Here is a 14,598-nt window from a genome sequence, read left to right on the forward strand (position 1 = left end):
TCTAGCTTAAGGGAATTAATGAATACATTCCAGTAAATTTTTCAGTTAGTTGCTATGAACAGTAAGCTGCAGGAACAACTGACAGAGATATTCAATTTTCTTAACTTCTATTTCTTTCTCATCAAAACTCATTGGTTTTGAGTTGACTTCGTAAATATAATAGTGTCCAGTTTCACTAATGCCGACATCTATGGAAAACTCCCCAAAAAAGCCAAACTTCTGTGAGAGTGCCATCCCGATTTGTTCAACAACATTTTCAATAAAAAAGTCTTGCTCCTCCGTTTGGAATAGATCATAGGGTAAAAGCTTTCCACCTGAAGGAATATGAGTGGTTATATCCTGCTTTTGGGATTGTCTTATTCCTACTCCTGTAACAATATAGTTGTCATTTACAGCATGAGCGAGAATGCGTAAATCGAACCGTTTACCATCATACGTTTTAGTCTTTATTTCCTCTTGTGCCAAGTAATTTTTTTCCCTAAGTATGTTTTCCCAATCGCTCCAAAAATGATCAAAAGTAATGTATTCATTGCTCTTACTTATTCCATTTAAAATGAGCTTTTTCTCTGTTTCTAGTTCTAATCTAAAAATCCCATTTCCCCTTGCAGATTGAGCAGGTTTTAAATAAATAGATTGAAATTGAGCTAGGAAGGACCTTAGTTTTTGTTTTTCAATGGCCGGGATGGTAGAAGGCAGATAAGAATGAAGAATGGGGTGGTCTTTAAAGAGCTGATATAGTTCATATTTATCAATAAAGCCTGGATTAAAAAAAGGTATTTTTTTATCTTTTAAGTCAGAAAAAAACGTACTATTTTTTATTTCTACTTCTGACTTTCGAAAGGGTATGCGGTTATATACAAGGTCCGGGTAGGGGGAATTAATCTTTTCCCATTCATTCTTCTCTGGGATAAATGTGAACCCATCTATTGAATCATCATGAACCCCGTCAAGTGTAAAGATAAAGCTTATTCCATTAAGTGAAATAAGCTTCTTTTGCAGCTCAATAAATAGGGAGCCATTCCCACCAATTGTTCCATCCTTTTTCTTTGCAGTCAAAATTCCAATGACGGGCTTTAGTTTTTTACTCCATGGAATCATTGCTACCATTTGATATCATACTCAGGATGCAAAATGGTTTGTTCCGTTAAAAAAACTGCAAAAGCCAGTGATAGCTTGCACGTGAGTTTATCGAATTCCTTAAGTTCTGGGTGGCTGAAAATGGATCTGCCTGGTTTGGAATTTGCTTCAAATAACCAAACATCACCATGTTTATCAATTCCTAAATCAAATCCCACTTCGCCAATAATGCCTTCCATGTTGTTAGAGAGGCTGTTACTTAACAACAGGGCAGCATGAACAAGCTTTTCTGTATAAAGTTGACATTCTTCCTGTTGAAAAAGTTCTGACAGTGTTTTAATTTCTCCTCCGCTCCGGGCATGGGTAGTTACGCTGCCTAGGCCAGCTAATTTTGCAGCCAATGCTGTAACATGCCATACACCAGCATCATCTTTATTACTGTGTATGCGAAAATCAATGGGGCGCTGCTCTTGTCTGAGGAGGTGAATTCCTTGCTGAACAAGCATTTTATCTAAACTACGATTCGCGAAAACAGTTTGAAACAAGCCTTCTAAGGAAGAAAACTTTCGCAGGCGGTTCGAACCGTCACGATCTTGATAGCGGCAATAATATTCATCCTGGATTTTATCATAGAGGATTTGATGGACACCTAAACCAAGGCTTCCATTTATTGGTTTTAGATAGATGTGACCATATTTAGAAAGCATGTCTTCAATCACTGAAAAGGAAGTAAATGGATGGGTTTCTGGAAGATAGGCAGCCACCGATTTGTCCTGCTGTAATCTTTCATATATATCTAACTTACTAAAAAAACCTGGGTTATACCAAGGAATCAGATAGTCCTTTTGCAAGGTTTCCTTTACCTTTACTAATTTGGGATTTCTTTCACTTTTCCGGTTTGGAATCCGATCATATATAACATGAGGAAAGGGCACCTCCATACTTTGCCAATGGTTTTCATGATAAAAATAACCACTAATTGTACCCATTTCCCAGTTAATATGCCGTTCTCCAAAAACAAATGGTATCGCTCCAACATTGGCTTTCACCGATAACAGTTTGGAGAAAAAGTTAGTTCTATTTCCAATCGGCCGGTGAGGGAATGGGGTGAAGCCTGCTGTAAATATTCCAACGAGTGGTCCAATATTGAGAACTTGCTGTTCGATAAATACATGCAATTTTATTGCAAAATCAGGAAAAAGTAAGAGTTTTTGAATCTCTTTGCTTATCACAATTCCATTATTTTCTTTTGGGTGAGGTCTGAAGTCAGCATCAATTGCTTTACACCCAAAGGCAATTTTTTTTATTACATTATCTTTTAAGAGCTCTTGAGGACAGTAAACAACTAAATGGCTGTTTTCAGCAATCTCAATGGTATAACGTTTTCTCATAGTAGCTCTTCCTTTCTTTATGATCTGACTGTGATAGGTGTTTCCCATAAAGAAGAGGGGATAGGAATAAGGTTTCTTTTAAATCTGGCTGTGTTTGTAAGACTACCTTTCTTCCAGGCTTTGAATTTACATCGAGAATCCAAAGGGCACCATCCTTTGCCATTCCAATATCAATACCAATTTCAAATAACGGAAGAATTTCACTTTCGAGTAAATGTGGAAGGTTTTGAGTTATAAAATTTAATTCTGATAAAATATAATCTTTGCTGGCTAAAGGGAGGGTAGAGGACCAGTCACGAAAGTCAACAGCTGAGCCTCCAGCACTTAAATTTGAAATAATCCCTCCAGTATTTCCTTGGCGAATAGCCTTTCCGCGTTCAACCCAGAACCCTTGTTCATCTTTTTGAAGTAAAATTCTAATATCAAATGGCTGTGAAGCAGCATTAGATAATTCAAGATAGGGTTGAAGAAGGTATGGCCGGAAGTTTATTAAGGGTTGGAGCCATTGAAATAACTTTTTCTCATTAGGAAAAATCCTCGAGATAATTTTCTTGTTTTTTTCGGTTTTGACATGGATGGTTTTATCGTTTTTCTTTAAATAATAGATACCATAACCTTGAGAACCATTTATTGGTTTAATAATGATTTTTTTCTGTTTTTGTAAGGCGTTTCCTACTTGCGAGCAATCTTTAATAGGCTGTGAGTGAGGCAAATAAGGAACTAATCGAGAATTGCGTAAGGTATCATATAATTCTAGTTTATTAGGAAGCCCAAATCCTAAAAAAGTAATATCCTCTCTGCTTTTTAACCAGGAAACAATAGGGATACATTGCTTTGAATGTTCGTCATCACCGTAAAAACAGCGGTCATAGATGATAGAAGGGATGGGAAATTCATCTTCTACCCAACATTGTTTTACTGTATCAAATCTTCTCCCTAAAACCAGTGTGGTACGAGGATTAATAGTAGAAGGAAGAAAATGGTAACATTCCATGCCGCAGGAATGACCGCGGGCAGCAATTTCGTTTATATAGGCTGCTTCACTTTCTAAATTTAAGGTCATAATTCCAAAGGTAATCATCTATAAATCCTCCATTTCTGAGGTTGTATCCAAAGCTAGCATGGTGCAAAACTGAATAATTGCTTTGGCAGATGGTCTTATTTTCATTTGACCATCTTCAAAGTTTTTCGATGGCTTTGAATTGACTTCAATTAGCCAGGGGTTGCCTTCTTGGTCAATTCCAATATCGATTCCAAGTTCTCCAGTAATTCCAGACGACTTCCTTTCAATAATTATTGCTGTTTCAATGGCTAATTCTTTCATTTCTGTGATTAACACCTTTGCATCATTTATACTCATGCTATCTTTTAATGCATTTATGGGAGTCAATATTTCTCCGCCTCTGGCAATGTTGGAAACAAACTCATCCTTTGCTGATATTCGGGCAACCAGCGAGGTAGCCTTCCAGGTATTTTGTTGATTCTTATGACACAATACTCTAAAGTCCATCCCTCTATTTTGATAGGTAAGAAGGGGGATTCCCTGCTGAATAATGTAGATTCTGTTGTTCAATAATGGTTTAATATGCTGATATATCTCTTCAAAGGATAATAGGATTTGCTTATTTGCTGGGTGCAATTTAACTGAGGAGTTCAATATCAAATGGGTATTCTCTTTTTTTAGTTTGAATATGTTTCTCCCTTGACTTCCATGTACAGGTTTAATAAAAACAGTCTCATACTTATTTGCAAATGCAGCTAAATGTTCCTTAGTGAACAGATTAGTGTCAGGTATATAGGAATGAAGATGATTTTCATGGATTAAGTGCTCATGAACCTCCCATTTTGAAAGAAAGCGATCATTAAAAATAGGAATGCTTAACTCCGTAAGCCTTTGACGAAATAAATGATATTCCTTTCCAAATTCAATTTTTCGAGAATGAATACGATTATAAATGACATCAGGGAGAGGGAGTACTGCAGACTTCCATTTCCCATCATCGAAATAATAACCCTGAACCGAAAATTCTGGATATGAAAATACATTTAAGAAACCGCCATTCTCCGTTAAACCATGATGAAGTTCTTCACAAAAGCTATGGATTGAACGGAAATAGGGTTCTTCATTTCCATTATTCTTAAAGTCCGTTACCAGACCAATGACTGGACCCAAATACAGTGAATGGATTTCTTCTTTATAAATGGAATGAAATTTGTAACGTTGAATCGGTAAACAAAAAAGTTGAAATAGATTTTCAGGGAAATGAATCTCGTTAGGAGACATCTCAACCGTTCTTATTTTTACTTTCACCATTTTCTTTCCTACAGAAATCTTGATTTCATTTGTTTCAAGCTGTAACTGTATAAAAAGTTTTGAGGACATCTGAACAAAACGCTCTGTCCTGTTAACTGATTTCATAGGAACAATTGTGATTAAGGGCATAGTCACTCCTCATTTATCGGCGAATATGTTTTTAAATAGGCATTCTTTGATATAGTATCGTATGTTACCGCCCAATAGATGGTGATACATAATTGCAGCCTAGTTGAACATCCTCGCATTTACAAACATAGTTTGTTATAGTTATTAGGATTATTTTCTTAAGAGGAGTGGAATCAATGTCCGTTAATTTATACGATGCAGCTTATGCTTTAGAAAAAGCGATTCGTCAAAGTGATGAATACAAACACTTACAGCAAATGTATAATGAAGTAAATGCTGATCCAACAGCAAAAAATATGTTTGATAACTTCCGCCAAATTCAAATGAATTTACAACAAAAACAAATGATGGGGCAGGAAATATCAGAACAAGAGGTCCAGCACGCGCAATCAACGGTAGCTCTTGTCCAGCAAAATGAAAAAATATCTCGACTTATGCAGGCTGAACAGCGGATGAGCATGATTATTGGTGAGTTAAACCAAGTTATTATGAAGCCGCTTGAGGAACTTTACGGAAATTTATAATAGGATGTAAAAGCTTCCGATTTTTTCGGAAGTTTTTTCTTTTCTAATCTGCCCTTGTTCTATCTTTGGGTGAAAAATCATAAAAGTGTTATAAGGGTAACTTCACCAAGAACAGGGGGCAGCATAATGATTTATCGTTTGCTTGCATTAAATATTGATGGAACTCTCTTACAGAGCAATGGAAAAATCCATAAGTCAACAAAGGAAGCCATTGAGTATGTTCAGCAAAAGGGAATTTATGTAACGCTAATGACATCTAGGAGTTTTCCCTCAGCCAAGAAGGTGGCAAGGGCATTAAAAATAAAGAACCCGCTAATCACTCATCAAGGTGCCTATATTGCAAACATTCAAGATAAACAAAATCTTGTCCAAAGAATACACGAAAATATCACCTATGATACAGTCCGTTTCCTAGAGGGGATGCCTTGTCAAATTAGGCTGGTACATGAACAATATTCGTTAGCAAATAGGTTGAAGTTAAACAATAATTTGTTAGCTAAAACTGTGTTTACATCAGGAGATCCAGTATTTTATTCACAGCAATTTGTTTCGTCTCTTAGTGAATACTTACATGATCAACCGGTTACTCCACCGAAAATAGAGGTTTATTTTGAAGAGGAAAGTGATCTTCAGGATGCAAAAAAGGCAATCGAAAAGATGTTTACAGAAATTGAGACGATACAACTTGACGCCTTGCGATTAGATATTGTCCCTGCGGGTGCTTCAAAGTTAAAGGGTCTTGCCTTCCTTGGAAGTAATCTTGGGATTCAATTAAAAGAAATGGTTGTCATTGGAGAAGGATTAGATGATATTCCAGCCATTGAGGCTGCTGGATTGGGCGTGGCTATGTGGAACGCCGAGTTTGAGGTGAAAAGAGCAGCTAACTGGGTAACCAGATCAAAAAATGAGCACGGCGTTGCATATATGGTTAAAGAACACTTTAGAAAGCAGCAGCCGATTGAGTTTTTAAGGAAAATGAATATTATTAAAAAGTAATGAAAGAGACATCATCATACACGATGATGTCTCTTTATCTTTGTCAATGCTTTCCATTATATTGACCTAATATTATTGATTATGTAAACTTAAAGGAGTTTTTTAAATAGAAAAAGGTGATTTTTATGCGAATTAGTATTATTGGTTTAGACGATGAACGATTTAATCGGATGCTGCAACTAATCGGAAATTTATTTTTTGAAGAAACAGAGATTTTGAAAGTTAAAGATGAAGCTGCTGATTTAATAATAAATTTTACTTTAGCTGAAAACGACTTTATTAAGGTATCTGCTGATATGATAGATCAAGCAGGTAATTCTATTACGGAAAGCTACGAAAAAGAATTCCTTCAGTCACATTCAAAAAAGGAAAAATTTAAGCAGATAAAAAATGCAGTTGCTCATGTTTATTTAGTGCTTTTACAGGATTGGACAGGAATTACCCAAAAGTGGGGAATCTTAACCGGAATCAGACCCACAAAGCTATTACATCGTAAAGTTCAAGAGGGAATTCCTCAAGAAATTGCCCACCAGCAATTAAAAGCTGATTACCTTATTACAGACGAAAAGATAAATCTCATGCAGCAAATCGTCGACAGACAACTAGCCATTGTTCCGGATCTATATTCACTTCAAAAGGAAGTTAGCATTTATATTGGTATTCCTTTTTGTCCGACAAAATGTGCCTACTGCACATTCCCGGCATATGCAATAAATGGTCGACAAGGATCAGTTGATTCGTTCTTAGGCGGGCTGCATTATGAAATAAAGAAAAGTGGGGAATGGCTGAAGGAAAAGGGTGTAAGGATTACCACCGTTTACTATGGAGGCGGAACCCCAACTAGTATTACAGCTGAAGAAATGGATATGCTTTATGAGGAAATGTATGATTCATTCCCAGAGGTTGAAAAGATACGTGAGATCACGGTGGAAGCCGGTCGTCCCGATACGATTACCCCTGAAAAGTTAGAGGTATTAAAGAAATGGAAAATCGACCGGATTAGTATTAATCCTCAATCCTATACACAGGAAACTTTAAAAGCAATTGGGCGCCATCACACGGTTACTGAAACAATCGAAAAATATCATTTAGCAAGAGAAATGGGCATGAATAATATAAACATGGACCTCATTATTGGTCTTCCAGGTGAAGGGATACCTGAATTTACACATTCCCTTGCTGAAACGGAAAAGTTAATGCCGGAATCCTTAACTGTTCATACATTATCCTTTAAGCGTGCCTCAGAAATGACGAAAAACAAGGATAAATACAAAGTGGCAGGTCGGGAAGAAGTAGAACAAATGATGAATCTAGCAACACAGTGGACAGACAGTCACGGCTATGTTCCCTATTATCTATACCGTCAAAAAAACATTCTGGGTAATCTTGAAAATGTCGGTTATGCATTTCCAAATCAAGAAAGCATTTATAATATCATGATTATGGAAGAGCAGCAGACCATAATTGGGCTTGGATGCGGAGCAGCGAGTAAATTTATTGACCTGCAGACAGGAAAGATCACCCAGTTCGCTAATCCGAAAGATCCAAAAACATATAATGAAAGCTTTGAAGCTTACACAGAAGAAAAAATAAAAATATTAGATAAAATATTCTCTGAAAAAGGATCTCTTGCTTAATAGGCAGGAGATTTTTTTTATGGAAATCTTGTTCTTAATAGAGGAAAAGTCATAATTATGGAGAATATTTTATAGGAAAACAGTCATAGAATACTATGAATTGAAAACGCTTTCAGTTATGGAGGGGATTTAGTAATGATGCAAACGCCATTAACAATGACACAGATGATTGAAAGAGCAGAAAAGTATTTTCCAAAGAAGCAGGTAGTTTCGAGAACAGCAAGTGGTTTACATCGTTTTACGTACAAACAAATCGGTGAAAGAACTAGAAGACTAGGAGATAGTCTTAAAAAACTTGGAGTAGAAAAAGGCGATAGAGTAGGAACGCTTGCATGGAACCATCATCGCCATCTAGAGGCCTATTTTGCGATACCGTGTATCGGAGCCGTTCTTCATACGATTAACATCCGTCTTTCTCCACATCATATTTCCTACATTATTAATCATGCAGAAGATAGTGTCCTCTTAGTAGACCCAGACATCATTCCATTACTTGAAAAATGTGCAACAGAGCTAAAAAGCGTGAAGGCTTATGTGATTATGACAGACGACAAGGAACTTCCTGAAACCACCCTTTCTCCAATTTACCATTATGAAGATCTGTTAGCAGAAGCTAATCCCAATTTTAACTATCCTGAAGATATCGAAGAAAATGATCCAGCAGGTATGTGTTATACTTCTGCAACCACAGGAAATCCAAAAGGAGTCGTATACTCGCATAGAGGGATATTTCTTCATAGTATGGCATTAGGGCTTGCCGATAGTGCGGCCATCAGTGAAAAAGACATTGCATTGCCAGTAGTGCCAATGTTCCATGCCAATGCTTGGGGAATGCCATTTGCTGCTGTATGGTTTGGGACATCCTTAGTCCTGCCAGGACCATATTTTACTCCGAAACTACTTGCAGAACTAATTGAAAGTGAAAAAGTTACCATCACGGCAGGTGTTCCAACCATTTGGCTAGGGTTGTTAAAAGAACTTGATGAGGGCTCTTACGACCTTAGTAGTTTAAGAGGAGTACTTTGCGGCGGTTCAGCAGCTCCAAAAGGAATGATTAAGGCATTTGAACAACGTCACAAAGTGCCTTTCTTACATGCATATGGAATGACTGAAACAAGTCCGCTGGTGGTTATTTCCACCCTAAAAAGCTATCAAGAGAATTTAGATTATGAGGAAAGACTAGAAATAAGAGCGAAACAAGGAGTTCTTGTTCCGGGCTTAAGCATAAAAGTTGTTGGCAAGGATGGAGAAGTAGCTTGGGATGGTCAGGAAATGGGCGAACTATGCATCAAGGGTCCTTGGATTGCCTCTGAGTATTATAAGGATGAGAGAACGCTAGATGCCTTCCGTGACGGCTGGCTGCACACTGGAGATGTGGTTACAATCGATGAGGAAGGTTTTGTGAAAATTGTCGATCGGACAAAGGATTTAATTAAGAGCGGCGGTGAATGGATTTCTTCCGTTGATTTGGAGAATGCTTTGATGGCCCATGAATCGGTGTTTGAAGCGGCAGTTGTTGCTGTCCCGCACGAACAATATCAGGAAAGACCTGTTGCGTGTGTGGTTTTAAAAGATGCATTTAAAGATAAGGTGACGAAAGAAGAGTTAATTGAATTTTTAACACCACAGTTTGCTAAGTGGTGGTTACCTGATGAAATCTTGTTCTTAGAGGAAATTCCGAAAACCTCTGTAGGGAAGTTTTTAAAGATGACACTAAGAGAGCAGGTACAAAAGGAAGTACTTAGGAAGTAAGTTTGTAAAAGGACAAAGAGGCTGCTCTTTGTCCTATTTGCCGTAACAAATAGTTTTAGTAAATAGAGGTAGTGAAAATTCCATATATTATGAAAATTTATTTTTTATCGTACCAATTCAAGCTATAATAGAAATGAATAAAGTTCATGGGAGGGGTTTGGGGTGAGTATTAATTTTGTAACAGATAAGGTAAAGGTTAGGGTTAACGGCCGGGTTGCGACGGTGGAAATGAATAGACCGGAGGCATTAAATGCACTTGATGTGGACATGATAAGGGGACTTGCCAGCAAACTTAAAGAAATCTCGGACTCTGATGATATTGATGTTGTCGTTTTGACAGGGAATGGCAGAGCCTTCTCCGCAGGCGGGGATATTAAAACGATGCTGTCTGAATTGAATGAGAGCGAATTCTTTCCAGTGATGGACTGTATTAGCGAATTGATCATTACTTTATACAGTATTCCTAAATTAACCATTAGCGCTGTAAATGGTGCTGCAGCAGGACTTGGTTTCAGTCTAGCATTGGCTACTGACCATATCATAGCGGACAATAGAAGCAAACTGGCAATGAATTTTATTGGGATCGGGTTAATACCAGATGGCGGTTCCCACTTCTTTTTAGAAAAGAGATTAGGCGAAATAAAAGCTAAGCAAGTTATCTGGGATGGAAAAATGATGAATGCACAGGAAGCCTTAGATTTAGGGCTGATCCAGGAAGTTGCTGAGGGAAATCTAGAAGAAACTTTAGAAGCAAGATTAACTGATTGGCTGAGTCGTCCAGTTCAGGCAATGATAAAAACGAAAAAAATATTAGCAGATAGTAACCGTCCGCAATTACTTAAGATACTAGAACTAGAAAAACAAGGGCAATTAAATATGCGTAGAACTTTTGATCACCAAGAAGGAATTAGAGCGTTTATAGAAAAGAGAGCGCCTAAGTTTATTGGAAAGTAACAAGAAAAAAAGAAGCATTCTTTGCTTCTTTTTTTTTGTCTATAAACTACGAATGGAACAGCAAAAGCTTTCCACTTGGTGATGTGCAGCGATGTGTTTTTTCTAGTAAATTCTTTTCTGCCAATAGTTTTTCAGCTAATTCTTTTGCCGCTTCATCATGATCAGCTTGAAACGCTTCATCTACTATTTTTTCCCCATTTGCTTCAAAGGCAGTTAACTTGTAAGTTTTCATTTTACATCCTCCTAATTTTCGATAATATTATAATATTCGCATAATTATTGATATATTGTAAAGGTGAAACTTTTCATATGGAAATACGTAGTAATTCTGAGGGGGAATTGGTATGGTTTTAAAACTTGAACATGTCACAAAGCGATTTGGTGATTTTACCGCAGTGAAGAATTTATCCATTGTAATACCTGAAAAAGAAATGTTTGGCTTTTTAGGAGCAAATGGTGCAGGGAAGACGACAACATTTCGAATGATCTTAGGGCTGCTGGATTCTAGTGAGGGCAGGATTACCTGGGAAAATCAGCCTATCAATTATTCCACAAGTCATTTAGTTGGCTACCTTCCTGAAGAAAGAGGTTTATACCCAAAATTAAAGGTCAGCGAACAAATTGTCTACCTTGCGAGATTAAGAGGAATGGCTAAAAGTGAAGCAATTTCTGAATTGAAATATTGGCTGGAGAGATTTAAAGTTCCAGAATATGAAAATAAGAAAGTAGAAGAACTTTCAAAAGGGAACCAACAGAAAATTCAATTTATTGCAGCAGTCATACATAAACCAAAATTATTAATTCTCGACGAGCCATTCAGCGGTTTGGATCCAGTTAACGTTGAAATGCTAAAAGAGGCAGTACTCTCTTTAAAGGAACAGGGAACGACCATTGTTTTTTCAAGCCACCAAATGCACCATGTTGAAGAGATGTGTGAGCATCTTTGTATTATGCATAAAGGAACACAGGTTTTGCATGGTTCTTTAAAAGAAATAAAACGTGCATTTGGTAAAAAGAACCTTGTTATTCATGCTGATTTTCCTTTGGATTCTCTGAAGGATTATCCAGGAGTGTTTAAGACTAAATCGACAACAGAGGGAATACATCTGCAAATCGAGGGAGAATACATTGCAGAAAAAATACTAAAGGATATCGTAAACAAAGGATTCATCAGAAAATTTGACCTTGAAGAGCCTTCTTTAAATGATATTTTTATCGAGAAAGTAGGTGATTCCTATGAATAAATTTTGGATTATTTTAATTCATACGTATGTAAATAAATTAAAAACAAAGTCATTTTTAATTACAACATTGTTGACCGTAGTCATCACTCTAGCATTAACCAATATGAATAGTATTATCAAGGTTTTTGATAAAGACGGAGGCAAAGAAAAGGTTGCTGTTTTAGATGAAACAGGTCAGCTATATGTACCGCTTAAAGAACAAATGCGTGCTTTAAATAAAAACCTTCAACTGACAGAGTTCGACGGCACAGAGAAAGAGGCTGAAAAGGCAGTAGAAGAAGGAGAATATGCAGGTTTTGTCCAGCTGCGTTATGATGCAGAGGAATTGCCAGAAGCTACATATAAAGCAATGAGTGTAGCGGATTCATCATTATTTACTGATCTTCAGGCAGGACTTCAACAAATGAAAACTATGTTTGCGGCTTCGAAAATTAATCTAACACCAGAGCAGCTCCAACAACTTTATGAACCAGTTTCTTTTGAGAAAATTGCTCTTGAAAAAAATGCAAAAACGGAAGAGGAATTGAATCAAGCTAGGGGACTTGTTTATGTTCTGCTGTTTGTCATCTATTTTGCTGTTATCATGTATGCTAGTATGATTGCCATGGAAGTTGCCACAGAGAAGTCTTCAAGGGTGATGGAAATCCTGATTTCCAGTGTATCACCAATCAAGCAGATGTTTGCAAAAATACTGGGAATTGGTCTTTTAAGCTTAACTCAGCTTGCAGTACTTTTATCAGTAGGGTATTTTTCGATTAAACGGAATATGTCTTCATTAGAAGGTGGTTTTTTTGACGATTTTGGATTTGGTAATATTTCGTTATCAACCATTGCGTATGCGGTTATCTTCTTTATTCTGGGCTATTTCCTCTATGCAACCCTTGCCGCCTTTCTAGGTTCATTGGTGAGCAGGATTGAAGATGTGCAGCAAATGATTACTCCAATGACATTACTCGTTGTAGCAGGATTTATGATTGCGATGTTCGGTCTCGGCAAACCGGATTCGCCTTTTATTGTCATTACATCCTATATACCTTTCTTCACCCCAATGATTATGTTTTTACGAGTAGGTATGCTCAATATTCCAGTTTGGGAAACAGCATTAGGGATTACGATCCTGCTTTCGACTATAATTTTCTTAGCTGTATTTGGTGCTCGTGTTTACCGCGGTGGAGTATTAATGTACGGAAAGTCAAATTCTTTCAAGGATATAAAAAAGGCTTTGCAATTAACAAAAAAAGAATAAAATGTGAGGGCTTTGTCTAAAAAAGGCAAAGCTCTTTTGATTTTTTCACTCAGAACGTGCATTCGCATTTTTAGGATGTTACAATAAAGAAAAACTCACTGAAAGGAGCTTGATTATGAAACAGATTTCATTTATACACGCTGCTGACCTGCATTTGGACAGCCCGATGGTTGGCTTAAAGCATTTGCCTGCTAACATCCTTTCAAGAGTGAGAGAAAGTACTTTCACAGCTTTAGGGAAGCTCACTTCAGCAGCTATCGATAACAACGTCGATTTTGTTATTTTAGCTGGGGATTTATATGATGGTGAAGACAGAAGCTTACGTGCACAATCACGTTTCCGGAATGAAATGAAAAAGCTCTCACAAAAAGGTATTCCTGTTTATGTTATTCATGGAAACCATGATCATCTAAGTGGCTCATGGGTACACCTAGATATGCCCTCGAATGTACATTTTTTTAGCAGTGATGTTGAAATGAAAATATTCCATACAAAACGTGGAGAAAAAGTCCATTTATACGGCTTTAGTTATCTACAGCGTCATATTCTTGATAAAAGAATAGATGACTATCAAAAACAAGAGCGTGCGGATTTCCATATCGGAATACTCCATGGAAATGAAGGCGGCGGTACTGACCACGATAATTACGCCCCATTTACTATCAAGGACCTTCATGAGAAAGAATTTGATTATTGGGCTTTAGGACATATCCATAAACGGATGATATTATCTGAAACCCCGCCAATCATTTATCCAGGAAACCTCCAAGGACGTAATAAGAAGGAAGTTGGAGTAAAGGGATGTTATTGTATTACGTTGAATGAACTAGAGGCAAAAAAGGAATTTGTTGCAACTTCAGATGTGGTTTGGGAAGAAGTTTCTGTCGATGCTGCTTCGGCACAAAGCTTTCAAGAAATCTTTCAATTATGTCAAATTACCATTGAACGTTATCGTAAAGCCGGTATTGGAACGCTGCTTACCATGAACTTGAAAAATGTTCAATTGGATGATTTCCAAGAGAAAAGAGTTCTAGATACTGACCTTCTAGAATTACTAGTAGATTATGAAAATGATGAAGAATCATTTGTTTGGATTGTTAATTTATCCCTTGAGGATAACCAGCAGCTAGATAGAAAAAGCTTAATGAAAGAAGCAGATTTTTTTTCTGAGTTGTTTGCAACTATTGATGACTTTCAAAATCCTGAAGCTGCATTAGCCCCATTATACGAACATCAAATGGGCAGAAAATACTTAAAAATTTTAACAGAAGGTGAACAGAAAGGATTATTGGAAAAAGCAGAGAAACTATTAATCGGATTATTGTATCAATAGA

The 14,598-nt window shown here is 37.0% G+C and carries 13 protein-coding genes; 8 read left to right on the plus strand and 5 right to left on the minus strand.

Translation table 11 applies throughout. The annotated features are described in order from the left end of the window. Positions 1-45: 45 nt before the first annotated feature. Genes CHI06_RS10590 through CHI06_RS10605 form a run of 4 tightly spaced genes read right to left on the minus strand, consistent with a single transcriptional unit; the run spans position 46 to position 4,911 of the window. Positions 46-1,107: a YheC/YheD family endospore coat-associated protein gene (locus CHI06_RS10590; protein ID WP_257009236.1), complete on the minus strand. Its 1,062-nt coding sequence runs from the start codon at positions 1,105-1,107 to the stop codon at positions 46-48. After that, the gene (locus CHI06_RS10595; protein WP_095248516.1) at positions 1,101-2,468 is read right to left on the minus strand and encodes a YheC/YheD family endospore coat-associated protein; all 1,368 of its coding nucleotides are present in this window, start codon (positions 2,466-2,468) and stop codon (positions 1,101-1,103) included. Before CHI06_RS10595 ends, CHI06_RS10590 begins: the two co-directional genes overlap by 7 nt. After that, the gene (locus tag CHI06_RS10600; protein WP_095248517.1) at positions 2,446-3,549 is read right to left on the minus strand and encodes a YheC/YheD family endospore coat-associated protein; all 1,104 of its coding nucleotides are present in this window, start codon (positions 3,547-3,549) and stop codon (positions 2,446-2,448) included. Before CHI06_RS10600 ends, CHI06_RS10595 begins: the two co-directional genes overlap by 23 nt. Beyond that, complete coding sequence (locus CHI06_RS10605; RefSeq protein WP_095248518.1) at positions 3,550-4,911, minus strand: YheC/YheD family endospore coat-associated protein; 1,362 nt, start codon at positions 4,909-4,911, stop codon at positions 3,550-3,552. Between the two features lie 176 nt (positions 4,912-5,087). On the opposite strand from CHI06_RS10605, the gene CHI06_RS10610 reads away from it, so the two are divergent. The 5 genes from CHI06_RS10610 (at position 5,088) to CHI06_RS10630 (ending at position 10,774) form a co-directional block, all read left to right on the plus strand. Then, entirely contained in the window at positions 5,088-5,435 is a 348-nt protein-coding gene (locus tag CHI06_RS10610) for a YlbF family regulator (RefSeq protein ID WP_095248519.1), read from the plus strand. Positions 5,436-5,561: 126 nt separating this feature from the next. Beyond that, the gene (locus tag CHI06_RS10615; RefSeq protein WP_095248520.1) at positions 5,562-6,431 is read left to right on the plus strand and encodes a Cof-type HAD-IIB family hydrolase; all 870 of its coding nucleotides are present in this window, start codon (positions 5,562-5,564) and stop codon (positions 6,429-6,431) included. 125 nt (positions 6,432-6,556) lie between these two features. Continuing rightward, the gene (locus CHI06_RS10620) at positions 6,557-8,068 is read left to right on the plus strand and encodes a coproporphyrinogen III oxidase (protein WP_095248521.1); all 1,512 of its coding nucleotides are present in this window, start codon (positions 6,557-6,559) and stop codon (positions 8,066-8,068) included. A gap of 135 nt (positions 8,069-8,203) precedes the next feature. Next, a complete protein-coding gene (locus CHI06_RS10625) occupies positions 8,204-9,820 on the plus strand; it encodes a long-chain fatty acid--CoA ligase (RefSeq protein ID WP_095248522.1) in 1,617 nt (538 codons plus the stop codon). A gap of 162 nt (positions 9,821-9,982) precedes the next feature. Further along, a complete protein-coding gene (locus CHI06_RS10630; protein WP_095248523.1) occupies positions 9,983-10,774 on the plus strand; it encodes an enoyl-CoA hydratase in 792 nt (263 codons plus the stop codon). Positions 10,775-10,820: 46 nt separating this feature from the next. On the opposite strand, the gene CHI06_RS10635 is transcribed toward CHI06_RS10630, so the two are convergent. Then, positions 10,821-11,006, minus strand: coding sequence for a YhzD family protein (locus CHI06_RS10635; protein ID WP_095248524.1), 186 nt, complete (start codon positions 11,004-11,006; stop codon positions 10,821-10,823). Between the two features lie 112 nt (positions 11,007-11,118). Between CHI06_RS10635 and CHI06_RS10640 the strand changes: the two genes are divergently transcribed. The 3 genes from CHI06_RS10640 (at position 11,119) to CHI06_RS10650 (ending at position 14,597) form a co-directional block, all read left to right on the plus strand. Then, entirely contained in the window at positions 11,119-12,018 is a 900-nt protein-coding gene (locus CHI06_RS10640) for an ABC transporter ATP-binding protein (protein ID WP_095248525.1), read from the plus strand. Beyond that, positions 12,011-13,264 (plus strand): ABC transporter permease, encoded by a 1,254-nt coding sequence (locus tag CHI06_RS10645; RefSeq protein WP_095248526.1) that lies wholly within the window; start codon positions 12,011-12,013, stop codon positions 13,262-13,264. The genes CHI06_RS10640 and CHI06_RS10645 overlap by 8 nt, the downstream gene beginning before the upstream one ends. 115 nt (positions 13,265-13,379) lie before the next feature. Beyond that, complete coding sequence (locus tag CHI06_RS10650) at positions 13,380-14,597, plus strand: metallophosphoesterase family protein (protein ID WP_095248527.1); 1,218 nt, start codon at positions 13,380-13,382, stop codon at positions 14,595-14,597. Position 14,598: the final 1 nt, after the last annotated feature.

The sequence above is a fragment of the Bacillus sp. 7884-1 genome (assembly GCF_002272245.1).
Classification (GTDB): domain Bacteria; phylum Bacillota; class Bacilli; order Bacillales; family Cytobacillaceae; genus Neobacillus.